Consider the following 25,761-nt stretch of genomic DNA (forward strand, 5'->3'; position numbering starts at 1 on the left):
ATTCAGAACAAAATGGCTGCTAACGCTTAGTGCATAAGCGGTAGCAGCTATTGTTTTTTGAGCATCTGGAGACAAGACGGTGAATGTAAGACAAGCCTACGAGGCGGAACTGGCCGCCAAGGGTTTCAAAAGCGATCCCGCGCAGTTGCGTGCAGTCGATGCGTTGCAGCGCTGTGCCGACGAGTGGGCCGTGTACAAGGGCAAGCGCTCCAATGCTCTCAAGAAATTGATCAATCACCCCGATCTGCCCAAGGGCGTCTATATGTACGGCGGGGTGGGGCGCGGCAAGAGCTTTCTGATGGAATGCTTCTTCAATGCCGTGCCCCTCAAGCGCAAGGTGCGACTGCACTTTCACGAATTCATGCGCGAGGTGCACCGCGAGATGCATCTCATGCAAGGCACGCAGAATCCGCTTGATGCCCTTGGCGCCAAGATCGCCAAGAAGTACAAGCTGATCTGCTTTGACGAGTTTCATGTCGCCGACATCACCGATGCCATGATTCTCTACAAGCTGCTCGAGTCGCTGTTTGCCAACGGCGTGGGCTTTGTGACGACCTCCAACTTCGAGCCCGACGGTCTCTATCCCGGTGGCTTGCACCGCGACCGGATCCTGCCTGCGATTGCCCTGCTCAAGGAGCGCATGGAAGTGGTGAACGTGGACAACGGCACCGACTATCGCCGCCGCACTCTCGAAGATGCCAAGCTCTATCATTGCCCATTGGGCCCGGAAGCCGATGCTGCGATGCAGGAGACCTTCGATCGCCTGGCCGAAGCCCATGACGAAGAGCCGGTGATGCAGATCGAGACCCGCAAGATCGCGGCCAAGCGCCGTGCCGGTGGCGTCGTGTGGTTTGACTTCCGCGAACTCTGCGGCGGCCCGCGCTCGCAAAATGACTATCTGGAAATTGCCACGCAGTTTCACACCATCTTGCTGTCCGATGTGCCAGAGCTGCATGTGAACATGGCTTCGGCCGCACGGCGCTTTACGCTGCTGGTGGACGTGCTCTACGATCGCCATGTCAAGCTCATTCTGTCGGCTGCCGTGCCGCCCGAGAAGATCTATACCGAAGGTCCTCTGTCCCACGAGTTCCCGCGCACCGTCTCGCGTCTGAATGAGATGCGCTCCAAGGAATATCTGGCGCTTGAGCGCCGCGTGGTGGACACCAGCTTGACCTGATCGCCTGCGGGCAACTGCCTGCGGCTTTAAGATGCCAGCCTGTACTTCGAGTTCTGAGTTGATGACGATGCCCACTATCCTTGCCCAGCTGATCCGCCGCCGCATTGCAGGCTTTGCACTGGCGCCTCTGGCAGCCATCTGGCTGGCTTGTGTGCCGGCCATGGCCCAGGTAAAGGTGGATTCGGTGCAGCAGACCGACAAGCAGGCGCAGAAGGAGGTTGCCGACAAGGCGCGTCAGCAACTGCACCAGCAGCGTGAAGCCGAGCGCGACGAGATTCTCAGCAAGCGCGCCGTCATCGAGCAGCAGCGCGTGGCTGATGAAAAGCTCTGCTACCAGAAGTTTGCCGTGGAGGGCTGTCTGGCCGATGCCCGTAGGGCGGCACGTGAAAAAGATGCGCCGCTGCGTGCGCGCGAGCTGGAAATCAACGACGCGGAGCGCAAGGAAAAGGCGACGGCCAAGCTGAAGGCTATTGAAGAGAAAAAAGCCGAAAACGCTGCCGTTCCCATGAAGTCGCAGCAACGCGAGAAGAACGGCAAGAGCCAGCCCCAGCCCACCGGCCCGGGTGCCAAACCTGCGGTTGACGAGCAGGCGGCGCAGGCCCAGCGCCAGACCGAGGCTCAGCAGCGTGCCAGCAAGCAGGCCGACTATGTGCGCCGCCACGAGCAAAACCGTGTCCAGGTCGATCAGGGGCGAGCCGAGCGTGAGGCCAAGGCCCGGGCAGATCATGAGGCCAAGCTAAAGGCTGCAGCCGAGCACAAAGCCAGGGCTATGCAGCAGGCCAAGGAGCGCGGTCAGACGGCAGCGCCGCTGCCAGCACCTGCTCCCTGATGCATTTGAGGATAGACAGTGCTCTACTAGCAGGGTGCTACCGAAAGCATTGCTGCAAGCGCCCGTTTCCAACGGCGCTCAAGCAGTCTTGTCTGGATTGTCCGGACTGAATAGCTCTTCAAGCGTTTGCTGCTGCGGCTGAGGTATCCAGCTTGAGTATTGCCAGCGAGAGGTTGTCACCACCCCCTGCCGCGCGCCGCCTGGCTTTTTCAATCAGAAATTGCGAGGCTTCGCGTGGAGAGAGTCCGTCAAGCACAGTGCCCAGCTCCTGTGCGGTGAAGTAATGCCACAAGCCGTCCGAGCAGGCCATCAAGCTGTCGCCCGGCAGCAGTTTCTCAATCATGTGGTGGCTCATGGGCGGCGGCGGCTCGGCACCCAGGCAGCCCAGCAAGATATTGGACTGTGGGTGGTGCTGAGCCTCGGTTTCAGTGAGCTCGCCGCGGTCGACCAGTGCCTGTACATAGGAGTGATCAAGCGAACGGTGCATGAGGGAAGAGCCGCGAAAATGGTAGAGCCGTGAATCGCCTGAGTGCATGAAGTGGCAGCGACTGTCGGGCAGGACCACAAAGACCGCGATGGTGCTGTGGGGCTCCTGTTCCGCTGCTATGGCGGTAAGGCGAATGACGGTGTGGGCATCCTGCACAATGGTGCGCAGCATGCGTGTGCAGTCTTCCTTGGCGGGCTCAAAGCGCTCGAAAACCTGGCGGGCCGTCAGCATGACCTGATCGGATGCCTTTCTCCCGCCGCTGCGCCCGCCCATACCATCGGCTACCACGCCGAGAATGCAGCCCTTGGCATAGGGATGCGCCATGAGCAGAACCTGGTCCTGCTGGTATTCTCGGTCACCGCGATGAATGCCGGTGGCCGCCTGAATGCGGTAGCTGGATGACATGAGTGTGTGCGAGTGCGCTCGCGGAGCGAGATTTAACGTTGCGTTACATTTTATCGGCCAGAGGCTGGGCCTCGGCGAACATTTGCGATCTTATGTGAGCTTGCGCTGACTTGGCTTGTTGGAAGGTGAAACGGTTTTGACTCATTTGCAGGAGGCGGTCGCGCAGGTGTTTGCACAGCAAGGTGCGCTCTCGCTGGCTGAGCCCGCATTCACGCCACGCCCAGGCCAGACCCGCATGGCCCTGGCGGTGGCTCAGGCCATAGAGACGGGCGGGGTGCTGGTGGTGGAGGCCGGCACGGGTGTTGGCAAGACCTACGCTTATCTGGTGCCTGCCTTGCTCAGCGGTCAGCGCGTGCTGGTGTCCACGGCCACCAAGGCGCTGCAGGACCAGCTGTTTGCCCGTGATCTTCCGCGCCTGGTTCATGGTCTGGGCCTGCCTCTGCGCATGGCCAGGCTCAAGGGGCGTTCTTCCTATCTATGTACGGAGCGGCTGGAGCGTGTGCGCCAGGGCCGCACGGCTCCCCAGGATCCGCAGGTGCTGCGCGCCGTGGCCGATGTGGAGCGCTGGGCCAGGGTCACGCGTACCGGCGATCTTGCCGAGCTGACGGCGCTGGATGAGCGCTCCCCTGTGATGCCCTTGGTGAGCTCCACCAAGGACAATTGCATGGGGTCTGACTGCCCGCACTGGCAGGGCTGCCATGTCAATCAGGCGCGTCAGCAGGCGCTGGAGGCCGACGTGGTGGTGGTCAACCATCACCTGCTGTTTGCCGATCTCGATGTACGCGACAGCGGCATGGCTCATCTTTTGCCCAGCACCGGCGTGGTGGTGATCGATGAAGCCCATCGGCTCAACGACATCGGCGTGCAGTTTGCTGGAGAGGCTCTGTCCAGTCAGCAGTTGGTGGGGTATGCACGTGATGTCCTCAGGCTGACGCAGGAACATGCGCGCGGCATGGCCGACTGGCTGGTTCTCTGTGCCACGCTGGAGCAGGCCATGCGTGAGCTGCGCCTGCAGGCCGGCAAGCCTCCGGTCGGAGGGCGGCTTGCGTGGCAAGCGGTGACCCCGCAAGGACTGGATGCAGTGAAATGGCGTGCGGCACTGGTGCGGCTGGGGCAGAGCCTGCGTGGCCTGTTGATTCCACTCTCAAGCCTGGAGGGGGCAGGGGCAGAGCTGCAGCGTCTGTATGAGCGCGGCGCAGAGTTGCTCGCGCGACTGGCACGCTTTGCTGCTCCTGCAGATGATGAATGCGTGCGCTGGCTGGAGGTCGGAGCGCAGTATCTGCGCATGCTGGAGTCTCCGCTGTCGATTGCCCGCATCATGCAGCAGCGGCTGCTTCAGCGCTCGCTGGAGGATGCCGGCACGGACCAGGGCGAGGAGCCCGATTCTTCAAGGAAGAAGGCCTGGATCTTCACCTCGGCCACGTTGGGCAATGACGCCCAGCTGAGCTGGTTTGTCGAGTCCTGCGGCCTGCGCGGAGCACAGGTGCTGCAGGTGGAAAGCCCGTTCGACTACCATCGGCAAGCCGGTGTCTATGTGCCCCAGCCCTTTGCTGCGGCCGGCAGCGCACAGCACAGCCAGCAGGTCGCCCAGTTGGTGCTGGATGCGGCGCAGCGCATAGGCGGCCGCACCCTGGTGCTGACTACCACCCTCAAGGCCTTGCATGCGATCAGCGCATCGCTGCGCACCAGCCTGGGCCTGTTTGCTGATCTCGATGTGCTGGTGCAGGGCGAGGCGCCCAAGCTGGCCTTGATTCAGCGCTTTATGGCCGCCGGGGCAGCCGCCGGACGAGGAGCTGTTCTGGTGGCTTCCGCCACTTTCTGGGAGGGGGTGGATCTGCCCGGCGACATGCTGCAGCTGGTGGTGATCGACAAGCTTCCGTTTCCGCCACCTGACGACCCGCTGGTCGAAGCCCGTTCGCGACTGCTGGAGAGCGTGGGGCGAGGGGCGTTTCATGATTACATGCTGCCCGAGGCGGCACTGGCCCTCAAGCAAGGGGCCGGACGTCTGATCCGTAGTGAAGCCGATCGTGGCGTGCTGGTCATCTGCGACAGCCGCTTGATGACTATGGGCTATGGAGCGGAGTTGATGTCGGCGCTGCCTCCCATGCGCGTGCTGGGCAGTCAGCCGGAGTTCGAGGCGGCGCTGGAGCAGTTGTCGGCGCAACATGCCAGGCGCGACGGCGAGCAGACGCCGGCGCAGGATTCAGAGGCGTAGAAATGAAAAAGGATGCGCTTGACGCATCCTTTTGTCCCTTGGGCGGCAAACGCTGCTTACCAGAGCTTCCACCAGGATTCTTTTTTCTTCTCTACGCTTTGCTCGGTGTTGGTGCCATAGCTGCTCTCCAGCACGCGTTGGGCGTCGTCACGCAGCTGGGTCATGCCCAGGGCGTCATAGGATTTAACGAGGATCACCATGGCTTCGCGCACCGCAGGCACGTTCTGGTAGTCCTTGATGGCAGCCTGCGCACGGGCAATGGCCGCCACATAGGCGCCTCGGCTGTAGTAGTACTTGGCGACATGGACTTCGTACTGGGCCAGCGAGTTCACGATGTACTGCATGCGCTGGCGGGCATCATCGGAGTACTTGGAATCTGGAAAGCGGGTCACCAGTTCGCGGAAGGACTCGAAGGAGTCCTTGGCGGCTTTCTGGTCGCGCTCGGACAGATCCTGGCGGGTCAGCCAGCCGAACATGCCCAGGTTGTCATTGAAGTTGACCAGGCCCTTGAGGTAGAGGGCATAGTCCATGGCAGGGCTGGCAGGATGCAGCTTGGTGAAACGGTCCAGCGTGGCCAGAGCCTGCACTTTTTCGCCGGCCTTGTACTGGGCATAGGCTTTTTCCAGCTGAGCCTGCTGGGCCAGTGGCGTGCCGGCGGCACGGCCTTCGAGCTTTTCAAACAGCGGCACGGCCTTGTCATAGGCACCGGAGGAAGATTCATCGCGCGCTTCGGTATAGATGCGCTCGGGTGTCCACTTGGCCGTCGGGTCGTCCTTGGTGCTGGAGCATCCCGCCAGCGTGGCGGCGATTAACACGGCAGGGACTAGAGTCAGTGAAATACGCGGCATGGTGGACAGTTTTCTGACAATCATTAGCGGTAATAGGAGGCAGGCCCGTCGCATCTGGCGGCAAGGCGCAAAACCTACACCATACACCACCAGGACCGGACCTTCCTGAAAAAGGATCGACGCATTGTAATGGGCCGCCGGATCGCGCTCGCGAGTTGCTGGCGTCTTTACGCTACGGCTGCAGCGAATCTAGAGGCATTGAGTCCGCAGGGACGAAGCGCTCTTCCTACAATAGCGGCCATGTTTGTCCATCTGCGCCTGCACACCGAATTCTCCGTCGTCGACGGAACCACCCGCGTCAATGCCATGATCAAGGCCGCTGCCGAAGACGGGCAGGTGGCGATGGCCATTACCGACTTCAACAATCTGTTTGGCGGCATCAAGTTCTATCGCGAAGGCCGTGGCAAGGGCGTCAAGCCTCTGCTGGGCGCCGAGATCATGCTCGAAGGGCTGGGCGATGCGCCGCCTTCGCGGATCATCGTTCTTGTGCAGAGCAAGCAGGGCTACCACAATATTGCCGAGCTGCTGGCACGTGGCTGGACGCGCAATGTAGTGCGTGATCAGGCGCAGCACAAGTGGGAATGGCTGCAGGAACTGGGCGAGGGACTGATCGTGCTGTCCGGTGCGCAAGCCGGCCCCGTGGGCATTGCTCTCACCCGTGGTGATGAAAAAGGGGCGGCCGAGATTGCCCAGCGCCTGGCCACCATGTTCCCGCACCGCTTCTATATCGAGCTGCAGCGCGCGGGCCGTGCCGATGACGAGTCACATGTGCTGGCGGCCGTGAAGCTGGCCAGCCGCTTGAATCTGCCGGTGGTGGCGACGCACCCGATCCAGTATGCCAAGCCCGACGATTACGAGGCCCACGAGGCCCGCGTTTGCATTGCCGAAGGCGAGATCCTGGGCAATGCCAAGCGGGTGCGCAAGTTCACCCGCGACCAGTATTTCAAGACCGCTGCCGAAATGGAGCAGCTGTTTGCCGACATTCCGAGCGCGATCGAGAACACCATCGAAATTGCCCGCCGCTGCAGCCTGACGCTGGAGCTGGGCAACCCGCAGTTGCCCAATTTCCCCGTGCCGTCCGGCATGAGCATGGACGAGTTCTTCCGCCACGAGTCCTACCAGGGGCTGGAGGAGCGCCTGGTCCACCTCTATCCCGATGCGGCCAAGCGCGACGCCCAGCGTTCGCGCTATGTGGAGCGGCTGGAGTTCGAGCTGGGCACCATCATGAAGATGGGCTTTCCGGGCTACTTCCTCATCGTGTCGGACTTTATCAAGTGGGCCAAGGCCAATGGCTGCCCAGTGGGGCCGGGCCGTGGCTCGGGTGCCGGCTCGCTGGTGGCCTATGTGCTCAAGGTGACCGACCTGGATCCGCTGGAATACAACCTGCTGTTCGAGCGTTTCCTGAACCCCGAGCGCGTGTCCATGCCCGACTTTGACGTGGACTTCTGCCAGCAGAACCGCGACCGCGTGATCGACTATGTCAAGGATCGCTACGGCCGCGATGCTGTGAGCCAGATCGCCACCTTCGGCACCATGGCCGCACGTGCGGCCATCCGCGACGTGGGCCGCGTGCTGGACATGAGCTACACCTTCTGCGATGGCATCTCCAAGCTGATCCCGAACAAGCCCGGCCTGCATGTCACGCTCAAGTACCCGCCCAATCCGCCCAAGGAAGGCGACAAATACACCTATGCCATCAAGGAGGAGCCGATTCTGGCCGAGCGCATCGAGCGCGAGGAGGACGTCAAGACCCTGATCGAGATGGCGCAGAGCCTGGAGGGCATGACGCGAAACATCGGCATGCACGCCGGCGGCGTGGTGATTGCGCCGGGCAGGCTGGCCGATTTCTGTCCGCTGTACCAGCAGCCCGGCAGTACCTCGGCCGTGGCCATGTACGACAAGGACGACGTGGAAGCCGTGGGCCTGGTGAAGTTCGACTTCTTGGGTCTGGCCACGCTGACGATCCTGGAGATCGCGCGCGAATTCATCATGAAGCGCCACAAGGGTCAGGAGAACTTCCAGTTCGAGAACATTCCGCTGGACGACTACCCGACCTACAAGCTGTTCTCGGACGGCAAGACCGAAGCCGTCTTCCAGTTTGAATCGCGCGGCATGCAGCAGATGCTCAAGGAGGCCAAGCCCTCGCGCCTGGAAGACCTGATTGCGCTGAACGCTCTCTACCGCCCCGGTCCCATGGACCTGATCCCCACCTTCATTGCCCGCAAGCACGGGCAGGAAGTCGTGGAGTACCCGCATCCGCTGGTCGAGTCGGTGCTGGCCGAAACCTACGGCATCATGGTCTACCAGGAGCAGGTGATGCAGACCGCCCAGGTGCTGGGCGGCTACTCGCTGGGCGGCGCCGACTTGCTGCGCCGGGCCATGGGCAAGAAAAAAGTCGAGGAGATGGTCAAGCACCGGGGCATCTTCCGCGAGGGTGCAGCCAAGAACGGACTGAGCGAGGAAAAGGCCGACGAGGTCTTCGACCTGATGGAGAAGTTCGCGGGCTACGGCTTCAACAAGTCGCACGCGGCAGCCTACTCCCTGCTGGCCTATCACACGGGCTGGCTCAAGGTGCACTACACGGCCGAGTTCTACTGCGGCAATATGACCGTGGAAATGGACAACACCGACAAGCTCAAGGTGTTGTACGAGGACGCGCTCAAGATGGGCATCACTTTCGAGATGCCCGATGTGAACCGCGGCGTGTACCGCTTCGAGCCGGTGACCGACAAGGTCATACGCTACGGTCTCGGAGCCATCAAGGGAACGGGGCAGGCGGCCATCGAAGCCATTGTGGCTGCGCGCAACGGCGAGGGCACAGGCCCCAACGGCCACGAGAAAGGCCCGTTCAAGAGTCTGTTCGACTTCTGCCTGCGCGTGGATCGCAGCCGCATCAACAAGCGCACCGTGGAAGCCTTGATCAAGGGCGGCGCCTTTGACACGATAGACATGAACCGCGCCTCGCTGATGGCGACGCTGGACACGGCCTTCGGCTTTGCCGCCACCTCGATTGCCAATGCCGACCAGGGTGGACTGTTCGACATGATGGGCGATGACGCGCTGGGCTCGAGCACGGCGGAGCCACCCATGGCCGATGTGCTGCCCTGGGGCGTCAAGGAAAAGCTGACGCTGGAAAAAACGGCCATCGGCTTCTATCTGACAGGCCATCTGTTCGACGAGGTCGAGGCCGAAGTGCGCCGCTTCGTGCGCACCCCGATCGGCGAGATGCGCGACAGCCGCGAGCCGCAGACCATGGCCGGCATCATCGGCGGTCTGCGCACCATCAACGGCCAGCGCGGCAGGCTGAGCATCTTCACGCTGGACGACAAATCGGCGGTGATCGAGGCCTCGGTTGACGAAAAAACCATGGCAGCTTGCGCCGAAGTGCTCAAGGAGGACGAGTTTGTCGTGGTTTCGGGCCGTCTCCAGCCCGACCGCTTCAGCGGCGGCCTGCGAATGAAGGTGCAGCAGATGTGGAGCCTGGCCGATGCGCGCTGCCGTTTTGCGCGCTATCTGCAGGTCAGCGTCGGGGAGAAGATGCCCAATGTGCCGGCGCTGCTGCGCCAGTTCCCGGCCAAGGTCGAGGAAACCGAGAGCGGTAATATCAACCATGGCGTCAAGGTACGTCTGGACCTGATATGCCGCGACGAGCGCGGCTCGGCCAGTTGCGAGCTGGCGCTGGGCGAGAGCAGTCGCTTCTATCCCTCGGATGCCGCACTGGCTGCCTGGTATGGCTCGGCCGCGGCAGGCCAGGTCAAAGTGGTTTATGAATAGGCAGCATGGCAGCTCTTGCGAGCTGCCTGCACTCGAATGTCGGATAAGTGCCTGAATTTTTGATAGCGCAGAGCGCTTGCTGGTTAAGGGATTTCCATGGATTTCCCTTGGTTTTGCCAAATTTGCTTCCGGCCGCCTTGAAATCCCTAACAATGCTATGCATATGCCAGCGCAAAAACATTGCAACGGCTCGCTAGAATGGATTTCATGGCTACCCAACTCCCATCAATTCCCCCGGTCTCGCCAGCGATCAGAACGCCTGACGATGGAGATTCCTTGGTGCTCGAGCGGCGCCGCCAGCGGCTGCAGCCGCCACGCATGTATCAGGTGGTGATGCTCAACGACGACTTCACACCTATGGAGTTCGTGATTGCCGTGCTGCAGGAGCTGTTCGGCAAGGACCGCGAATCGGCCACGCAGATCATGCTCAAGATTCATTTGGACGGCCGTGGTGTCTGCGGCGTCTACAGCCAGGATGTGGCGGCGACCAAGGTCGAGCAGGTACTGCAGGCGGCCCAGAAAGCGGGCCATCCGTTGCAGGCCACATTCGAGCCTGTTGAATAAGCGCAGTCCGCCCTCAGATTAGTTAGCAGAGAGTCAACCAAGCAAGCCGAAAGGAGTCGCACATGATCGCTCAAGAACTGGAAGTCAGCTTGCACATGGCGTTTGTCGAGGCCCGTCAGCAGCGTCACGAGTTCATCACCGTGGAGCATCTGCTGCTCGCCCTGCTGGACAACCCCAGTGCAGCTGAAGTGCTGCGCGCATGCGCGGCCAATATCGACGACCTGCGTTCATCGCTGTCCAACTTCATCAAGGACAACACACCTCAGGTGGACGGCACCGAAGAGGTGGATACGCAGCCCACGCTGGGATTCCAGCGTGTGATTCAGCGCGCCATCATGCATGTGCAGTCCACAGGCAACGGCAAGAAGGAGGTGACGGGCGCCAATGTGCTCGTGGCCATCTTCGGCGAAAAGGACTCCCATGCCGTGTACTACCTACACCAGCAGGGCGTCACACGCCTGGACGTGGTCAACTACATTGCTCATGGCATCAAGAAGGGCGAGCCGCCCGAGCCTGCCAAGGCCGAGTCTCCCTCGGAGAGCGAAGAAGGCGCGGCTGGCGAGCGCAATGAAAAGGCCTCGCCGCTGGAGCAGTTCACGCTGAACCTGAACCAGGCTGCCAAGGAAGGCAAGATCGATCCGCTGATCGGGCGCGAGTACGAGGTCGAGCGCACCATCCAGATCCTCTGCCGCCGTCGCAAGAACAACCCGCTGCTGGTGGGCGAAGCCGGTGTGGGCAAGACCGCGATTGCCGAGGGTCTGGCCTGGCGCATCACCGAGGGCACGGTGCCCGAGGTGCTCAAGGAAGGCGTGGTCTACTCGCTGGACATGGGCGCGCTGCTGGCCGGCACCAAGTACCGCGGCGATTTCGAGCAGCGCCTCAAGGGCGTGCTCAAGTCGCTCAAGGACAAGCCGCATGCCATCCTGTTCATCGACGAGATCCACACGCTGATCGGCGCCGGTGCGGCCTCGGGCGGCACGCTGGATGCGTCCAATCTGCTCAAGCCTGCGCTGTCCAGCGGCCAGCTGCGCTGCATCGGTGCGACCACGTTCACGGAATACCGTGGCATCTTCGAAAAAGACGCGGCCCTGTCGCGCCGTTTCCAGAAGGTGGATGTGGTCGAGCCTACAGTGGCCGAGACCGTGGACATCCTCAAGGGCCTGAAGTCGCGCTTCGAGGAGCACCACAGCATCACCTATGCGCAGGAGGCCCTGCAGGCTGCTGCCGAGCTGTCGGCCAAGTACATCAACGACCGTCACCTGCCAGACAAGGCGATTGACGTGATCGATGAGGCCGGTGCTGCCCAGCGTATCGCGCCCGAAGCCCAGCGCAAGCAGACCATCGGCAAGGCCGAGATCGAAGCCATCGTTGCAAAAATAGCCCGTATCCCGCCGGCCAACGTCAGCAACGACGACCGCAGTAAGCTGCAGACGCTGGAGCGTGACTTGAAGAGCGTGGTCTTCGGTCAGGACAAGGCACTGGAAGTGCTGTCGTCTGCCGTGAAGATGGCGCGTTCGGGCCTGGGCAAGCCGGACAAGCCGATCGGCTCCTTCCTGTTCTCCGGCCCCACGGGCGTCGGCAAGACGGAAGCCGCCAAGCAACTGGCCTATATCCTGGGCGTGGACCTGATCCGCTTCGACATGTCCGAGTACATGGAGCGTCATGCGGTCAGCCGACTGATCGGCGCTCCTCCCGGCTATGTGGGTTTTGATCAGGGAGGTCTGCTGACCGAGGCCGTGACCAAGAAGCCGCATTCGGTGCTGCTGCTCGATGAAATCGAAAAAGCGCATCCGGACATCTTCAACGTGCTGCTGCAGGTCATGGATCACGGCACGCTGACCGACAACAACGGGCGCAAGGCCGACTTCCGCAACGTGATCATCATCATGACCACGAATGCGGGTGCCGAGACCATGAACAAGGCCACCATCGGTTTCACGAACCCGCGTGAAGCCGGTGACGAAATGGGCGATATCAAGCGCCTGTTCACGCCCGAGTTCCGCAACCGTCTGGATGCCATCGTCAGCTTCAAGCCGCTGGACGAGCAGATCATTCTGCGGGTGGTCGACAAGTTCCTGCTGCAGCTCGAGCAGCAACTGGCCGAGAAGAAGGTGGAGGTCACCTTCAGCGACAACCTGCGCAAGCATCTGGCCAAGAAGGGCTTCGATCCGCTCATGGGTGCACGCCCCATGCAGCGCTTGATCCAGGACACCATCCGCCGCTCGCTGGCCGATGAGCTGCTGTTCGGTCGTTTGACCAATGGCGGACGCCTGGAAGTGGACTGGGACGAAGCGGGCAACGAAGGCAAGGGTGATGTCAAGCTCACCATTACCGAGCTGCCCAAGGACGCACCCAAGGCCGAGCCCGAGCAGGCCGTGGCCGAATAAGGCCTTCGTCAGCGCCCGTATGGGGTGCTGAAACCAGAGACCGGCAGTGGCGACACTGCCGGTTTTTTGCTGTCCGCATGGCCTGTGTTTGCTCTTTTTATGAGAGCTCTTATCGCTTGTTTGGCATGTAATTCAGGTGCTTTTATGCCTGAGTACTGCTGGTCGCGGGCGAAGTCGGCTATGAATGATGATTCGCCCATCAGGTTCTATGGAGTGGTCCTGGCGGATGCAGCAGCTGCCAATGCGGTCGTTTCGGTGTTTGCAGCCTGAATGGGCGCAAGCTTTGGCGGAATGTTTTGTCCTGCGGACCACGATAGGGCCGCACGTCAATGCCCAGGCAGGGCTGCCTGATCAATCGCGCAGGTACAGAAGCAGCATGAAGATCGGAGTGCCGATCAGAACGCCGATGATGGAGAACAGGGGGCCGTAGACGAGCAGGCTTATCTCCAGGGCACGCATGCATTCCGCTATGCCTTCATTCAGGCAGCTGACCCCGTCGGGAGGCAGGAAGATGCTGTGAAACGGCAGAAAAAGCGCCGCCACGACCAAGCTGGCAAGCAGTGCCACAAAGGCGGAGAGAACAAGTCGGCCCAGGGTTTTCATGATATGCATCTCCGCTGCAACTATAGATGGTGGCGGGCTGCTGTGAGAAACCGGTACTGGATCCGGCGCCTGCCTAAGACTTGCCTCCGGTACCGCGCGCGACCATGCTGACGAAATTGAGCGCGGCGACGATGATGCCCTTGCTCAGAGGCAGCAAGGCAAAGAACAGAAAGAAGAGGTGGTTGGCCTGCCACAGCGGCATGGTGCGCAGATGTGCGAGCAACATGGCCGCCGGCCACGGCGGTCGCGATGGCGGTGGCAAGCAGGGCCAGCAGCGTGACGGCCAGGGCCTTGGCACGCTTGGATGCGCGCTCGAAGGCGAGCGTGACAGGGCGGATCAGGCAGCAGCCAAAGACCAGGGCGCAGAGAAAAGGCACCAGGTCCACGGCTTCGCCCCGTAGCAGCCAGGGCAGGGCAGTTGCATAGGACAGAACCAGCAGGCCGAGGCCGGTGGCTCCTATGAGTCGGGGTTGCCGCTGTTGCTGCTGCTTCATGGATGTCTGCCGGTGCGCTGGAACGAGGCCGCGAAACCAACGAAAAAAGGAGCTGTTATCGCTTGCTGCATGATGATTTCAGATACTTTTGTATTTGAAAGGCAATGCGGAGAAGCGGTGCCAGCTATCAACATTGCTGTTTGAGCCTGACGCCAGTCACTTGACCTGGCGCTTTTCCAGCTTGCGCGCCAGCGTGCGCCGGTGCATGCCCAGGCGGCGTGCGGCCTCGGAGATATTGAAGCCGGACTCGGCCAGGGTCTCGTGAATATGCTCCCATTCCAGCGTCTTGATGGAGGTGGTCTGGCTGCTGACCTCCACGTCGGTGCGGCCTTCGACTCGTCCGAAGGCGGCTTCGATATCGTCGGTATTCGAGGGCTTGGCCAGGTAGTGGCAGGCTCCGAGCTTGACGGCTTCCACCGCCGTGGCAATGCTTGCGTAGCCGGTGAGCACGACGATCAGCGCATCGGGGTTGTGCAGATGCAGCATCTGCACGCAGTTCAGGCCCGAGGCATTGCCGGCCAGCTTCAGGTCCATGACCGCATATTGCGGCCGGTGCTGGGTCAGCAGCAGCTGCACTTCCTCGCCGCTGGTGGCATGCAGCACACGGTAGCCCCGGCGCTCGAAAGAGCGCTTGAGGGTGCGTGCAAATGCCGCGTCATCTTCAACCAGCAGCAGTAAACGGTCTTCTTCCATGCAAACCACAATGTCTTAAATCGCGAGAGCGGACTGGGGCAGGCTGACCTCCACCAGAGCGCCGCCGCCTTGCTGAGCCGGCAGATTGCCGGCATGAACGCGGCCGCCCAGGGCGCGGGCCACGTTGGTCACCAGAAACAGGCCCAGGCCGCGACCGGGGCGCTCTTGCTTGGTGGAGACATGGCACTGGCCCAGCTGCTGCAGCACGACGGCATCGAAGCCCGGACCATGGTCGCGCACCTGGATGCGTATCTGGTCGTGATCGCTGCTCAGGGTCAGCTCCACCCAGTCGGGCGAGGCTTCGAGGGCATTGTCCAGCAAATTGCAAATCATTTGCTGCAATGCAGTATCCGAGAGCATGGCGAAGTCCTTCACGCCCTGCTGGTGCAGCGCAAAGTGCTGCAGGCTGTTATGGGTCTGCCAGTGGCTGACCACGCCTTGCACAAAGCTCGCAAAGGTGGTGCTTTCCGTGCCTTCGGCCCGGGTTTCGCCGGCGGACAGCAGCACGCCCGAGACGATGGACTTGCAGCGCAGCAGCTGGCGCTGCATTTCCTGCAGGTCCTCGCGCAGATCCTCGTCCTGCATGAGGGCCGGCATATGCTGCCAGTCGCCCAGGATCACGGACATGGTGGCCATGGGCGTGCCCAGCTCGTGGGCCGCGCCGGTGGCCAGCAGGCCCAGGCGCACGATATGTTCTTCCTCGCTGGCGCGCTGGCGCATATTGGAGATGCGCTTGTCGCGGCGGCGCGTGTTCTCGACGATGCGCGTCAGAAAGACGATGGTCAGGATGCTGGTCAGCGCAAAGCTGATGAGCACGCCCACCACATAGAGGCTGGGCAGGCCTTCCTGACTCACGAACTGCACATGCAGAGGCTGGTGAAACAGGGTCAGGCCCAGGACTCCGACAAAGGAGGCCGCGACCACGCACCAGGTGTAGTGGGCGGGCAGCAGAACGGCGCTCAGAATGCCCTGCAGCAGATACAGATAGATAAAGGGGTTGCTGGCGCCGCCGCTCAGGTACAGCTGAATGGTCAGGGCCAGCACATCGGCCAGCAGCGCATAGAAGACGCTGCGCGAGGTCACGGGGCGGTGCAGGCCCTGGCTCCAGTAGATATAGGCCAGGTTGGTGGCCACCAGGGCCACCAGCACCAGCGCCATGGGCAGCAGGGGCAGTGCAATCTGAAAGCCGTAGTGCACCAGCGAGATGGTGACGACCTGGCCGACCACGGCAATCCAGCGCAGCTGAATCAGCAGCTGCATGTTCTGCCGCTCGGTCAGGCGCTGTACGCGAAACAGGGAATCGGAAATTTGGCTCACCGTGCAATTGTCACCGAGCGGGGCTGCCACGGACGCCTCTGGGGCTATGCGTTCCTGATGTAGGCACCGCCTTAAAGGGCCGAAAAAAAGCGCTCCGGGGAGCGCTTTTAGGGGGATGCATCAGCTTTTGGCAACCGCCTTGTCGTGCCGGCGTACCAGCCAGGCCGCTCCGATCACCATGATGGCCAGCCCATACCAGGTAAGCGCATAGACCAGATGGCTGTTCGGGAAGCGGATGACCGTCATGCCGGGGCGCAGGACTTCGGTGCCGGCCTCTGCCTGGGCATAGGCCGGGTTGCTGGCGGGCACGCCCTGGTCTATGAAGTAGGGGGCGGGCCTGCCCAGGCCCAGGGCCTGGGCAATGGCGGCGACATCGCGTGAGTACCACTGGCCGTTGGCCGGGTCGTTCTTGCGCAGAAAGCCGCCGCCGGGCTCGCTCATGCGCATCAGGCCGATGACGGTGACGGTCTCGGCGGATGGCCCGGCTTCGGCAATCTGCCTGAGCCATTGGCCGCGCAGCTTCTCGGGCGTGAAGCCGCGGTTGACCAGAACCTGTGTGCCATCGCCCAGCTGCAGCGGCGTCATGAGCCAGAAGCCCGCGCCGGCCTCGGTCAAGGCCTTGGCCAGCACGCTTTGCTTGTCCAGCCATCGGCCTTGCGCCTTGACGGGCAGGTACTCGTGGCTGGCGGCATTGATCTGCGGCCATTGGCCGGGCTCGGGCAAAGCCACGGGGGCGCTGTGCACGCGCTGCTCCACGCGCTCGATGAGATCGACCTTCCAGGCGCGGCGCTGCACCTGCCAGGTGCCCAGAGCCATGAAGCCTAAAAACAAGGCGATGCCCACAAACGCGAGCATCGCCTTGGCGAAGGGAGAGCGCTGCCGCGCAGCGCTCTGGTTCTTCATGAGGTCAGTCAAGGTGTGACAGCTGCGGGAGCCGTGTGACCTGCGTGATCTGCATGGCCTGCGGCCTGGTGCATTTCATGACCGGGCATCATGTTGGTGTTCATGTGGAACATGACCCAAAGCGTGCCGGAGATCGCAATCGCCAGGAAGATCACCGTGAAGATGGTGGACAGCATGGTCCAGCCGCCCTGGATCTTGCCGTTCATGTGCAGGAAGTACACCATGTGCACGACCACCTGGATCACCGCGAACAGGCCCAGCACGGCCACAGCCGTGGTGCGGTCGGTGATGACGTTGTTCATGACCAGGTAGAAGGGGATGGCGGTCAGGATGACGGCCAGGATGAAGCCCTTTACATAGTCACCCATGGTGACGTGCAGGTCGTCGTGATCGTGGTGATCGTCATGACCGGCGTGGATATCGTGTGCGCTCATTTACAGCACCCCCATCAGATACACAAAGGTGAACACACCGATCCAGACCACGTCCAAGAAGTGCCAGAACATGGACAGGCAGTTGATTCGGCGCACGTTCTCGTTGATCAGGCCGTGCTTCTTGATCTGGATCATCAGGGTGATCAGCCAGACCAGACCGAAGGTCACGTGGATACCGTGCGTGCCCACCAGTGTGAAGAAGGACGACAGGAAGGCGCTGCTCTGAGGCGTTGCACCTTGATGGATCAGGTGGTGGAACTCATAGAGTTCCACGGCCAGGAAGGCTGCGCCCAGCAGGCCGGTGACGGCCAGCCACAGCAGAGTGCCGTTCACGTTCTTCTTCTGCTTTTGCAGCATGGCAAAGCCGAAGGTGATGGACGACATCAGCAGGAAGGCCGTGTTGACGGCCACCAGCGACAGATCGAACAGATCCTTGCCCGAGGGGCCGCCTGCATAGCTGCGGCCCAGCACGCCATAGGTGGCGAACAGTGCGGCAAAGATCAGGCAGTCGCTCATCAGGTAGAGCCAGAAGCCCAGCGAGGTGCCGTTTTCCGGATGAGGCTCGTGCGCGAGGTGGTACTCGCGAGTAGCCAGGGCGGCTGCGCCGCCAGCGTTGATATGTGTATTAGACATGGGCTGCTGCAAGCTGCTTGGTACGTGCTTCTTCCGATGTGGCCACTTCGGCCGCAGGGATGTAGTAGTCACGCTTGTAGTTGAAGGTATGAATGATCGAAGCCAGGATGGTCGCGACGAACGAAGCGATCGTCAGAGGCCACATATGCCAGATCAGAGCAAAGCCCAGAACGGTGGACAGGCCGGCAATCACCACGCCGGCGCCGGTATTGGCGGGCATGTGGATGGGCTCGAAGCCGCTCAGCGGACGCTGATAGCCATGCTTCTTCATGTCGGTCCAGGCGTCGATGTCGTGCACCACGGGTGTGAAGGCGAAGTTGTACTGGGGAGGGGGCGAGGAAGTGGCCCACTCCAGGGTACGGCCTTCCCATGGGTCGCCGGTCACGTCACGCAGCTCGTCGCGCTTCCAGATGGACACGGCCAGCTGGATGAAGAAGCAGCCGATACCGGCAGCGATCAGGGCAGCACCGCAGGCAGCGATGATGAACCAGATCTGCAGCGAGGGATCGTCGAAGTGGTTGGCGCGGCGAGTCACGCCCATCAGACCCAGGATGTACAGGGGAGTGAAGGCAACCCAGAAGCCGACCAGCCAGAACCAGAACGAAGCCTTGCCCCAGAACTCATTGAGTCGGAAGCCGAAAGCCTTGGGGAACCAGTAGTTGATGCCGGCAAACACGGCAAACACCACGCCGCCGATGATCACGTTGTGGAAGTGAGCAATCAGGAACAGCGAGTTGTGCAGCACGAAGTCTGCGGGAGGCACGGCCAACAGCACACCGGTCATGCCGCCGATGGCGAAGGTGACCATGAAGCCCACAGTCCACAGCATGGGCACCGAGAAGCGGATGCGGCCGCGGTACATGGTGAACAGCCAGTTGAAGATCTTCGCGCCCGTGGGGATGGAGATGATCATCGTGGTGATACCGAAGAAGGTATTCACGCTGGCACCCGAGCCCATGGTGAAGAAGTGGTGCAGCCACACCAGGTAGGACAGGATGGTGATACACACGGTGGCGTAAACCATCGAGGTGTAGCCGAACAGACGCTTGCGGCTGAACGTTGCCACGATTTCGGAGAACACGCCGAAGCAGGGCAGGATCAGGATGTAGACCTCGGGGTGGCCCCAGATCCAGATCAGGTTCACGTACAGCATGGGGTTGCCGCCCAGCTCGTTCGTGAAGAAGTTGGTGCCGACGTAGCGGTCCAGCGACATCAGCACCAGGGCTGCGGTCAGCACGGGGAAGGAGGCCACGATCAGGGCGTTGGTGCACAGGGCAGTCCAGGTGAAGACGGGCATCTTCATCAGGTTCATGCCGGGAGCGCGCATCTTGATGATGGTCACGATCAGGTTGATACCTGACAAGGTCGTGCCCACACCGGCGACCTGCAGGCCCCAGATGTAGTAATCAAGACCCGTGCTGCCGCTCTGGTGACCCAGATTGGACAGCGCCAGCCAGCCGGAGGTGGAGAACTCGCCCAGGAACAGGGAGATCATCACCAGCACGGCGCCGCCGGTGGTCATCCAGAAGCTGAAGTTGTTCAGGAACGGGAAGGACACGTCACGTGCGCCGATCTGCAGAGGAACCAGGTAGTTCATCAGGCCGGTCACGAAGGGCATCGCCACGAAGAAGATCATGATCACGCCGTGGGCCGTGAAGATCTGGTCGTAGTGGTGAGGAGGCAGGTAGCCCATGTTGTCGCCGAAGGCCATGGACTGCTGCAGACGCATCATCACGGCATCGGCAAAGCCGCGCAGGAACATGACCAGACCGAGGATCATGTACATGATGCCGATCTTCTTGTGGTCGATGGAGGTGATCCAGTCGTTCCACAGCGGAGCCCAGAGGCGGAACTTGGTGATGCCGCCGACCACGACGAGGCCGCCAAGCACCACGGCAATAAAGGTCAAGAGCACGATGGGCTCATGCGTCATGGGAATCTGGTCCCATGTGATACGGCCCAACAGCCAGTGGGAGGCCGGGGTTGTTGTTTCAGACATGTTGAGTCTCTTTTGTCGTATTGGAGCGGCTGGGCGGTGAGCGCATCCGCACCGTGAACTACTTATTGCTGTGCGACAGCTCCGGAGGCGGCGACTTCGTCGAGCAGGGCGACAACGCGGTCAGCGTCTTTGGAAGTGCAGACATCCAGGGGCAGGGCCACGCTGGAGGTCTTGCTGTGGTGTGCAGGTGCCTTGCCGCCGGCGGCGTCGATGGCCATCATTTCGTTCATGCACATCTTGCCGTCTTCCACGCAGCGGTTGAGGACCTTGTGGTACAGGCCTTCGTCCACGCTGGCGAAGCGTTCAACGGGGTTGCGCTCGCTGGGCTTGGCCAGATCGATATAGGCATCGCGTGTCAGGGCCTTGCCTTCGGTCTTGGCCTTGGCAACCCACTGATCGAACTGCTCGTTTTCCAGGCCGTGGAACTTGAAGGTCATGCCCGCAAAACCAGCGCCGCTGTAGTGAGAGGACTTGCCGCCATAGACACCTGGCTTGTTGATCACGGCGTTCAGCTCGGTCTGCATGCCGGGCATGGTGTAGATCATGCCGGCCAGATCAGGAACGTAGAACGCGTTCATGGTGTGGGTGGAGGTCAGCTTGAAGTGAATGGGGCGATCCACCGGGGCAGCCACTTCGTTGACGGTGGCAATGCCTTGCTCAGGGTAGAAGAACAGCCATTTCCAGTCCAGAGACACGACCTGGATCTCCAGAGGCTTGACGTTGGGGTCCAGAGCCTTGGTGGCGGAGATGCGGTCCAGGGGACGATAAGGGTCGAGCTTGTGGGTGCTGATCCAGGTAATGGCGCCCAAAGCGATGATGATGAGCAGGGGAACCGTCCAGATCACCAGTTCCAGAGCAGTGGAGTGGTGCCATTCGGGGTCGTACTTGGCTTCGGTGTTGGACTGGCGGTATTTCCAGGCAAACAGCAGCGTCAAAAAGATGACGGGGACGATGATGAGCAACATCAGCAAAGTGGCCGTAATGACCAGATCGCCTTGCTGCTTGGCGACATCGCCAGCTGGGTTGAGGACGACGGCCTTGCTGCAACCTGCGAGGGTTGCGGTCAAAGCGGCCGCTGAGAGCCACGCGGGCCCACGGATTTCCTTGATTTTTAACATGCTTTGGGCGTGACAAAGTCGCGCTTAGGTGTAAACGCGGATTACTGGATCTCGGCAAATGTAATACCAAACAGTGGCTTGTCCATTGGACATTTTGTCCAAGGTCAACAGCTCGAGATTGGAAATGCGCTATGCGACAAGGGTTTAGCGGCTTTGGCATGTGGACAAACTTTGAGCTGACAGGGCTTGAAATTGTCAAATCAGCCCTCAGAAACGGGGCCTGCACGGGGCTGGGCCGACAGTGTTCAGGGCAAAAACTCTATTGCAGCTGCACATGCTTGGGCGTAGAACGGAAAGCGTCCCCGGGACTGAAAAGTAAGACAAGGAGTTGTACCTTTATGACAAGCATGAACCCGTCCGTTGGTCTTACTCAGCAAGACTATGAGAACTCGGAAACCCTGGCCTATGCGCATACCGACGAGGATGTGACCCCCGGCGAGATTGCCGTGGGGGTGATCATCGGGCGCTCTTCCGAGTACTTTGACTTCTTCGTGTTCGGCATCGCCTGCGTGCTGGTGTTTCCCTCGCTGCTGTTTCCCTATCTATCCAAGCTCGATGGCACGCTGGCCGCGTTTGCCATCTTCTCACTGGCCTTTGTGGCCCGCCCCGTGGGCACGGCGCTGTCCATGGCCGTGCAGCGGGTCTGGGGGCGTGCCACCAAGCTGACTCTGGCGCTGCTTCTGCTGGGCGTGTGCACGGTGGGCATGACCTTCCTGCCGAGCTATGAGACAGCGGGCATGAAGGCCGTCTGGGCGCTGGTGATCCTGCGCATCGGCCAGGGCCTGGCGCTCGGGGGCTCCTGGGACGGCTTGCCTTCGCTGCTGGCCATGTCCGCGCCGCCGAACAAGCGCGGCTGGTATTCGATGATCGGTCAGCTCGGGGCGCCGCTGGGTTTCATCATTGCGGCGGCGCTGTTTGCCTATCTGTACTCCAGCCTGACGGCCGACGAGTTCATGAGCTATGGCTGGCGCTACCCCTTCTGCGTGGCCTTCGCCATCAACGTGGTGGCGCTGTTTGCGCGCCTGCGTCTGGTCGTGGGCCAGTCCTATACCCAGCTTCTGCAGGAGCGTGAGCTGGAGCCCATCAGCGTGACCAGTCTCATGGCCAACGAAGGCCGCAATGTGATGATCGGCGCCTTCGCTGCACTGGCCAGCTTTGCGCTGTTCCATCTGGTGACCGTGTTCCCGCTGTCCTGGATTTCCATGTACTCCGACCAGTCCATGACCGAAGTGCTGGTGGTGCAGATCATCGGTGCACTGCTGGCAGGCGCGGCCATCATGCTGTCGGGCTGGCTGGCGGACCGAGTGGGGCGTCGCAACACCCTGGGCACCATGGCCTGCCTGATCGGCATCTTCAGCTTTCTCGCGCCCTGGTTGCTGGGCAGCGGCAGCACCGGCAACAATGTGTTCATCCTGGTGGGCTTTGTGCTGCTGGGCCTGTCCTACGGCCAGGCATCGGGCACGGTGACATCCAACTTCTCGTCGCGCTACCGTTACACCGGTGCGGCCCTGTCCACGGACATGGCCTGGCTCATCGGTGCGGCGTTTGCGCCTCTGGTGGCCTTGGGTGTCTCGGCAAAGTTCGGTCTGGTGGCTCTGGGTATCTATCTGCTGTCGGGCGCCTTGTGCACGCTGGCGGCCCTGGGCATCAACCGTGCCATCGAGGCGCGCGACCAATAAGAAGTTAGTGAACTTCCCTGCAAAACGCCCGGTGCTTGCATCGGGCGTTTTTCTTGATGCCAGAGGACATGAAAAAGCCGCCTGCAAGAGGCGGCTTTTTATCGACTGGAAGACGGATCAGTCCAGTGCCAGACCGGCCTTCTTGATGACATCACCGAAACGCTTGCTCTCGGAGGCCATGAAGGCCTTGAACTCGGCAGGCGTGGGATTGAAGGATTCGTAGCCGAAGGCTGCGAACTTGTCCTTGACGTCCTGGCCTGTCAGGGCCTGGCGCACATCGGTGCGGATCTTTTCGATCACGGCGGGGGGTGTGCCGGGACGCACAGCCAGGGCATTCCAGCCGATGGCAGTGAAGTCCTTGGGGCCGCCCGATTCGGACACCGTGGGCACGTTCTCGAAGCCGGCAATGCGGCTGGGAGCTGCCACGGCCAGGAAGCGCAGCTTGCCGCCACGCACCAGAGGGCCTGCAGTGCCCAGGGAGCCCAGGGCAAAAGTCAGCTCGCCATTGGCAACGCCCTGGTACAGCTGGCTGGTTTCCTTGTAGATCACATGCTCCATCTTGGTGCCGGTCTGGTTTTCCAACAGGGCCGAGCCCAGGTGAACAGGGTTGCCAACGGACCAGGAGCCGTAGTTCAGCTTGCCGGGGTGCGCCTTGGCGTCGGCAATCAGGTCGCCGATGGTCTTGTAGGGGCTGTTGACGGGCACGCAGACAAAGAAGAAGTTGCGGAACAAGGGCATCAGGATTTCGAAGTCCTTGTTCAGGTCGTAGGGCAGCTTCTTGAACAGGTGGGGGTAGGCGGCGATATGGACGTTGTCCAGCTGGATCATGTCCGTGCCGTCGGTTGCGCCGCGCTTGAATTCGCTGATGGCGATGAAGCCGTTGCCGCCGGGACGATTTTCCACCACCACGGGCTGACCCCAGGCGCGGCCCAGCTTGTCGGCCACCAGGCGCGACAGGCCATCGGGGCCACCGCCTACCGGGAAGGGGTTGATGATGCGCGAGGACTTGGTGGGCCACTTGTCGCCCTGGGCGAACGAGGGGGCTGCCACGGCTGCGGCAATGGCGCCGAGTGCGAATGCAGCTTGGCGACGGCTCATATTGAGCTTATGGGTCATTTTGTCTCCCTGGAAGGATGTCGATGATGAATTGCGTGTGGACCACGCATTGTTGATATCGTCGGCTGTTATTTTTAGATATTCAGGCCCAGTTGATTACATTGTGTCACTTGGGTCATAAACACCTAGGTCTAGCTGAGGCTAGCAGCTATAGCAAAATAGCATAGCTTGTTTTGAAAGGTGTGAGCATGAATCTGCAGCAGATAGAGACCTTTGTTCGGGTGGCCGAAGTGGGGAGCTTCAGCAAGGCTGCGGTACTGCTGGACACTGCCCAGCCGGCGCTCAGCCGTCAGGTACGGGCCCTGGAAACCGAGTTGCGCGAGACCCTGCTGATACGCACCGGGCGCGGCGTGACGCTGACCGATGCGGGGCGCCGCCTGCTCGAGCATGGCCATGCCATCATGCAGCGCGTGGCCATGGCCAAGGAGGATCTGGGCAGTCAGCGCGACGAGCCCGTGGGGCGTATCACGGTCGGCTTGCCGCCGAGCCTGGCGCGGCGCCTGACCCTGCCCCTGATCGACGGCTTCAGTCGCGAAATGCCCAAGGCCAGGCTGGCGGTGGTCGAAGGTTTTTCGATGAATATCTCGGAGTGGCTGACTTCGGGGCGCATGGATCTGGGCCTGGTCTACACGCCGGAGCCGCACCCGCAGATCGAGGTCTCGCCCGTGCTCGAAGAGCGCCTGTGCCTGATCGGCCCGGCCAGCACGCTGGCAGGGCGCACCAGCATTCCGTTCGAGCATCTGGCCGAGTTCCCGTTGATCATGCCCCAGCACGGGCAGATTTTCCGCAAGCTGATGGAGGCCCAGGCCACGCTGTCCCAGGTCAAGCTCAATGTGGTCTGGGAGGTTTCCAGCGTGCCTGCCATTCTGGATCTGGTGCGCGGCGGCTATGGCTATGCGGCGCTGACCGATAGCGCCATGCACAGTCATGCCACGGATGCTGCGCTGGTGGAAGTGCCTATCAAGTCGCCGCATATCGTCAGCACCTTGTGCCTGGTGCAGCCCGCCAAAAAGAAGTCCACGCCGCTGATGCGCCGCACGGCCGAGTTGCTGCGCCGCCTCAGCATGCAGGTGTGCTCGGTGGAGAGCGGTCATATCTGAACGACTGGCCTGCTCCGGGGTATGGCCGCTGCTGGTTCATGCTCCTGTTAGGGGAGCTGGTTGCGCTTGTTGAATATGGATTTCAACCTTATTTTTATCTGAAATCAATGAAGGGCAAGCGCAATAAGCTTTGATATTAATAGCGTCAAAGCTGGGGGCGCAAGGTTCTCGCGGCTTCCTGCAGCAACGGCAGTATTTCCTGCTGCATGGTTTGCGGGCTCATGCGTTTGGCTGAAGTCACCACATTCAGCGCTGCCACGGTGCGTCCGCGCATATTGCGCAGCGGCACGGCCACGGCCTGAATGGCCAGTTCATGCTCCTCAAGCGCCATGCAGTAGTCGAGGCGGCGCACCTCGTCGAGCAAGGCCTTTAGCGCAGCTGCATCGGAAACTGTGTGTGCCGTCAGCTTCGGCAGGTCATAGGTGGCCAGCCAGTCGTCAAGCTCCGAGCTTGAGAGCGAGGCCAGCAGCACCCGGCCGGTGGACGTGGCGTGCGCCGGCAGGCGCGTGCCCAGATGCAGTCCGTGGGCCATCAGCCGTTCGCCCTTCTCATGAACGGCGCTACGCGCGACGATGACGACTTCGCGGCCCTCGCGCACCACGCAGGAGTAGGACAGTCCGGTCTGCGCTGCCAGTCTGTGCAGCACGGGTTGCACGATGCGCGGCAGCCGGGCCGAGGCCAGATAGCTGCCCGACAGGCGCAGCACCTTGGGAGCCAGCCAGAAATAGCTGCCATCGGACTCCAGGTAGCCGAGATAGGCCAGCGTGAGCAGATGGCGCCTGGCGGCGGCGCGCGTGATGCCGGCGCGCTCGGCGGCCATGGTGGCGTTCAGGCGCTGGCGCTCGGTGTCGAAGCTTTCCAGTACGGCCAGGCCCTTGGCCAGGCCGGCAATGAAGTCTGCCGGGGCGATGGAGGGTGAGCCATGGTCATTCATGGAGGGTTCCGCGGTTCTTGTTTTGCGCGATCATCGTTCTCATTGTGCGATT

Annotated in this window: 22 protein-coding genes; 9 read left to right on the forward strand and 13 right to left on the reverse strand. The window is 61.5% G+C overall.

Annotation, left to right across the window (positions count from 1 at the left end):
- Nucleotides 1–79: 79 nt before the first annotated feature.
- Both zapE and CSE6_RS07250 read left to right on the forward strand, forming a co-directional pair.
- Nucleotides 80–1,177: a cell division protein ZapE gene (zapE, locus tag CSE6_RS07245; protein WP_034352349.1), complete on the forward strand. Its 1,098-nt coding sequence runs from the start codon at nucleotides 80–82 to the stop codon at nucleotides 1,175–1,177.
- A gap of 67 nt (nucleotides 1,178–1,244) precedes the next feature.
- Nucleotides 1,245–2,006, forward strand: coding sequence for a hypothetical protein (locus tag CSE6_RS07250; RefSeq protein WP_059440215.1), 762 nt, complete (start codon nucleotides 1,245–1,247; stop codon nucleotides 2,004–2,006).
- Nucleotides 2,007–2,124: 118 nt separating this feature from the next.
- On the opposite strand, the gene CSE6_RS07255 is transcribed toward CSE6_RS07250, so the two are convergent.
- Entirely contained in the window at nucleotides 2,125–2,898 is a 774-nt protein-coding gene (locus CSE6_RS07255) for a PP2C family serine/threonine-protein phosphatase (protein ID WP_034395207.1), read from the reverse strand.
- A gap of 136 nt (nucleotides 2,899–3,034) precedes the next feature.
- On the opposite strand from CSE6_RS07255, the gene CSE6_RS07260 reads away from it, so the two are divergent.
- A complete protein-coding gene (locus CSE6_RS07260) occupies nucleotides 3,035–5,113 on the forward strand; it encodes an ATP-dependent DNA helicase (protein ID WP_059440216.1) in 2,079 nt (692 codons plus the stop codon).
- Between the two features lie 56 nt (nucleotides 5,114–5,169).
- Here CSE6_RS07260 and CSE6_RS07265 read toward each other — a convergent pair whose 3' ends face one another.
- Nucleotides 5,170–5,961, reverse strand: a complete 792-nt coding sequence (locus CSE6_RS07265) for an outer membrane protein assembly factor BamD (protein WP_059440289.1) — start codon at nucleotides 5,959–5,961, stop codon at nucleotides 5,170–5,172.
- Nucleotides 5,962–6,201: 240 nt separating this feature from the next.
- Here CSE6_RS07265 and dnaE point away from each other — a divergent pair, with 240 nt between their 5' ends.
- From dnaE to clpA, 3 genes are all read left to right on the forward strand, one after another.
- Nucleotides 6,202–9,735 carry a DNA polymerase III subunit alpha gene (gene dnaE, locus CSE6_RS07270; protein ID WP_059440217.1) on the forward strand — a complete coding sequence of 1,178 codons (3,534 nt, stop codon included), beginning with the start codon at nucleotides 6,202–6,204 and terminating at the stop codon, nucleotides 9,733–9,735.
- A gap of 198 nt (nucleotides 9,736–9,933) precedes the next feature.
- Entirely contained in the window at nucleotides 9,934–10,299 is a 366-nt protein-coding gene (clpS, locus tag CSE6_RS07275) for an ATP-dependent Clp protease adapter ClpS (RefSeq protein WP_034349666.1), read from the forward strand.
- 62 nt (nucleotides 10,300–10,361) lie between these two features.
- Nucleotides 10,362–12,686, forward strand: a complete 2,325-nt coding sequence (gene clpA / locus CSE6_RS07280; protein ID WP_034352360.1) for an ATP-dependent Clp protease ATP-binding subunit ClpA — start codon at nucleotides 10,362–10,364, stop codon at nucleotides 12,684–12,686.
- 351 nt (nucleotides 12,687–13,037) lie between these two features.
- Here clpA and CSE6_RS07285 read toward each other — a convergent pair whose 3' ends face one another.
- Both CSE6_RS07285 and CSE6_RS26410 read right to left on the reverse strand, forming a co-directional pair.
- Nucleotides 13,038–13,289, reverse strand: a complete 252-nt coding sequence (locus CSE6_RS07285; protein ID WP_059440290.1) for a hypothetical protein — start codon at nucleotides 13,287–13,289, stop codon at nucleotides 13,038–13,040.
- Between the two features lie 73 nt (nucleotides 13,290–13,362).
- Entirely contained in the window at nucleotides 13,363–13,515 is a 153-nt protein-coding gene (locus tag CSE6_RS26410) for a hypothetical protein (RefSeq protein WP_238585653.1), read from the reverse strand.
- A gap of 244 nt (nucleotides 13,516–13,759) precedes the next feature.
- Here CSE6_RS26410 and CSE6_RS26010 point away from each other — a divergent pair, with 244 nt between their 5' ends.
- Nucleotides 13,760–13,927, forward strand: coding sequence for a hypothetical protein (locus CSE6_RS26010; RefSeq protein WP_193751109.1), 168 nt, complete (start codon nucleotides 13,760–13,762; stop codon nucleotides 13,925–13,927).
- A gap of 12 nt (nucleotides 13,928–13,939) precedes the next feature.
- On the opposite strand, the gene CSE6_RS07295 is transcribed toward CSE6_RS26010, so the two are convergent.
- From CSE6_RS07295 to cyoA, 7 genes are all read right to left on the reverse strand, one after another.
- Nucleotides 13,940–14,476 carry a response regulator transcription factor gene (locus tag CSE6_RS07295; RefSeq protein ID WP_003069919.1) on the reverse strand — a complete coding sequence of 179 codons (537 nt, stop codon included), beginning with the start codon at nucleotides 14,474–14,476 and terminating at the stop codon, nucleotides 13,940–13,942.
- Between the two features lie 15 nt (nucleotides 14,477–14,491).
- On the reverse strand, nucleotides 14,492–15,793 hold the full coding sequence (locus tag CSE6_RS07300) for an ATP-binding protein (protein WP_059440218.1): 1,302 nt from the start codon (nucleotides 15,791–15,793) through the stop codon (nucleotides 14,492–14,494).
- A 120-nt stretch (nucleotides 15,794–15,913) separates the two neighbouring features.
- On the reverse strand, nucleotides 15,914–16,696 hold the full coding sequence (locus CSE6_RS07305; protein ID WP_059440219.1) for an SURF1 family protein: 783 nt from the start codon (nucleotides 16,694–16,696) through the stop codon (nucleotides 15,914–15,916).
- A gap of 8 nt (nucleotides 16,697–16,704) precedes the next feature.
- The gene (cyoD, locus tag CSE6_RS07310) at nucleotides 16,705–17,130 is read right to left on the reverse strand and encodes a cytochrome o ubiquinol oxidase subunit IV (RefSeq protein ID WP_034379645.1); all 426 of its coding nucleotides are present in this window, start codon (nucleotides 17,128–17,130) and stop codon (nucleotides 16,705–16,707) included.
- On the reverse strand, nucleotides 17,131–17,763 hold the full coding sequence (gene cyoC, locus CSE6_RS07315) for a cytochrome o ubiquinol oxidase subunit III (RefSeq protein ID WP_003055501.1): 633 nt from the start codon (nucleotides 17,761–17,763) through the stop codon (nucleotides 17,131–17,133).
- Nucleotides 17,756–19,762 (reverse strand): cytochrome o ubiquinol oxidase subunit I, encoded by a 2,007-nt coding sequence (gene cyoB, locus CSE6_RS07320; RefSeq protein WP_034352370.1) that lies wholly within the window; start codon nucleotides 19,760–19,762, stop codon nucleotides 17,756–17,758. The genes cyoC and cyoB overlap by 8 nt, the downstream gene beginning before the upstream one ends.
- Before the next feature lie 62 nt (nucleotides 19,763–19,824).
- Nucleotides 19,825–20,880, reverse strand: a complete 1,056-nt coding sequence (gene cyoA / locus CSE6_RS07325) for a ubiquinol oxidase subunit II (protein ID WP_034352372.1) — start codon at nucleotides 20,878–20,880, stop codon at nucleotides 19,825–19,827.
- Nucleotides 20,881–21,218: 338 nt separating this feature from the next.
- Here cyoA and CSE6_RS07330 point away from each other — a divergent pair, with 338 nt between their 5' ends.
- Entirely contained in the window at nucleotides 21,219–22,559 is a 1,341-nt protein-coding gene (locus CSE6_RS07330) for an MFS transporter (protein WP_034352375.1), read from the forward strand.
- 117 nt (nucleotides 22,560–22,676) lie between these two features.
- Here the strand turns inward: CSE6_RS07330 and CSE6_RS07335 are convergent, their stop codons facing one another.
- Nucleotides 22,677–23,675: a tripartite tricarboxylate transporter substrate binding protein gene (locus CSE6_RS07335; RefSeq protein WP_034352378.1), complete on the reverse strand. Its 999-nt coding sequence runs from the start codon at nucleotides 23,673–23,675 to the stop codon at nucleotides 22,677–22,679.
- A 188-nt stretch (nucleotides 23,676–23,863) separates the two neighbouring features.
- Here CSE6_RS07335 and CSE6_RS07340 point away from each other — a divergent pair, with 188 nt between their 5' ends.
- Complete coding sequence (locus CSE6_RS07340; RefSeq protein WP_034352381.1) at nucleotides 23,864–24,775, forward strand: LysR family transcriptional regulator; 912 nt, start codon at nucleotides 23,864–23,866, stop codon at nucleotides 24,773–24,775.
- Nucleotides 24,776–24,920: 145 nt separating this feature from the next.
- Here CSE6_RS07340 and CSE6_RS07345 read toward each other — a convergent pair whose 3' ends face one another.
- Nucleotides 24,921–25,709 carry an IclR family transcriptional regulator C-terminal domain-containing protein gene (locus CSE6_RS07345; RefSeq protein WP_059440220.1) on the reverse strand — a complete coding sequence of 263 codons (789 nt, stop codon included), beginning with the start codon at nucleotides 25,707–25,709 and terminating at the stop codon, nucleotides 24,921–24,923.
- Nucleotides 25,710–25,761 lie beyond the last annotated feature (52 nt).

Origin of the sequence: Comamonas sp. E6 (assembly GCF_001010305.1) — a bacterium.
Classification (GTDB): domain Bacteria; phylum Pseudomonadota; class Gammaproteobacteria; order Burkholderiales; family Burkholderiaceae_C; genus Comamonas; species Comamonas thiooxydans.

Bases quoted from the DNA above. Each gene is read 5' to 3' on its own strand.
- CSE6_RS07250 (WP_059440215.1), top strand. From the start codon at position 1,245: ATGCCCACTATCCTTGCCCAGCTGATCCGCCGCCGCATTGCAGGCTTT.
- CSE6_RS07255 (WP_034395207.1), bottom strand. From the start codon at position 2,898: ATGTCATCCAGCTACCGCATTCAGGCGGCCACCGGCATTCATCGCGGT.
- CSE6_RS07265 (WP_059440289.1), bottom strand. From the start codon at position 5,961: ATGCCGCGTATTTCACTGACTCTAGTCCCTGCCGTGTTAATCGCCGCC.
- dnaE (WP_059440217.1), top strand. From the start codon at position 6,202: ATGTTTGTCCATCTGCGCCTGCACACCGAATTCTCCGTCGTCGACGGA.
- clpS (WP_034349666.1), top strand. From the start codon at position 9,934: ATGGATTTCATGGCTACCCAACTCCCATCAATTCCCCCGGTCTCGCCA.
- clpA (WP_034352360.1), top strand. From the start codon at position 10,362: ATGATCGCTCAAGAACTGGAAGTCAGCTTGCACATGGCGTTTGTCGAG.
- CSE6_RS07285 (WP_059440290.1), bottom strand. From the start codon at position 13,289: ATGAAAACCCTGGGCCGACTTGTTCTCTCCGCCTTTGTGGCACTGCTT.
- CSE6_RS26410 (WP_238585653.1), bottom strand. From the start codon at position 13,515: ATGTTGCTCGCACATCTGCGCACCATGCCGCTGTGGCAGGCCAACCAC.
- CSE6_RS07295 (WP_003069919.1), bottom strand. From the start codon at position 14,476: ATGGAAGAAGACCGTTTACTGCTGCTGGTTGAAGATGACGCGGCATTT.
- CSE6_RS07305 (WP_059440219.1), bottom strand. From the start codon at position 16,696: ATGAAGAACCAGAGCGCTGCGCGGCAGCGCTCTCCCTTCGCCAAGGCG.
- cyoD (WP_034379645.1), bottom strand. From the start codon at position 17,130: ATGAGCGCACACGATATCCACGCCGGTCATGACGATCACCACGATCAC.
- cyoC (WP_003055501.1), bottom strand. From the start codon at position 17,763: ATGTCTAATACACATATCAACGCTGGCGGCGCAGCCGCCCTGGCTACT.
- cyoB (WP_034352370.1), bottom strand. From the start codon at position 19,762: ATGTCTGAAACAACAACCCCGGCCTCCCACTGGCTGTTGGGCCGTATC.
- cyoA (WP_034352372.1), bottom strand. From the start codon at position 20,880: ATGTTAAAAATCAAGGAAATCCGTGGGCCCGCGTGGCTCTCAGCGGCC.
- CSE6_RS07330 (WP_034352375.1), top strand. From the start codon at position 21,219: ATGACAAGCATGAACCCGTCCGTTGGTCTTACTCAGCAAGACTATGAG.
- CSE6_RS07335 (WP_034352378.1), bottom strand. From the start codon at position 23,675: ATGACCCATAAGCTCAATATGAGCCGTCGCCAAGCTGCATTCGCACTC.
- CSE6_RS07340 (WP_034352381.1), top strand. From the start codon at position 23,864: ATGAATCTGCAGCAGATAGAGACCTTTGTTCGGGTGGCCGAAGTGGGG.
- CSE6_RS07345 (WP_059440220.1), bottom strand. From the start codon at position 25,709: ATGAATGACCATGGCTCACCCTCCATCGCCCCGGCAGACTTCATTGCC.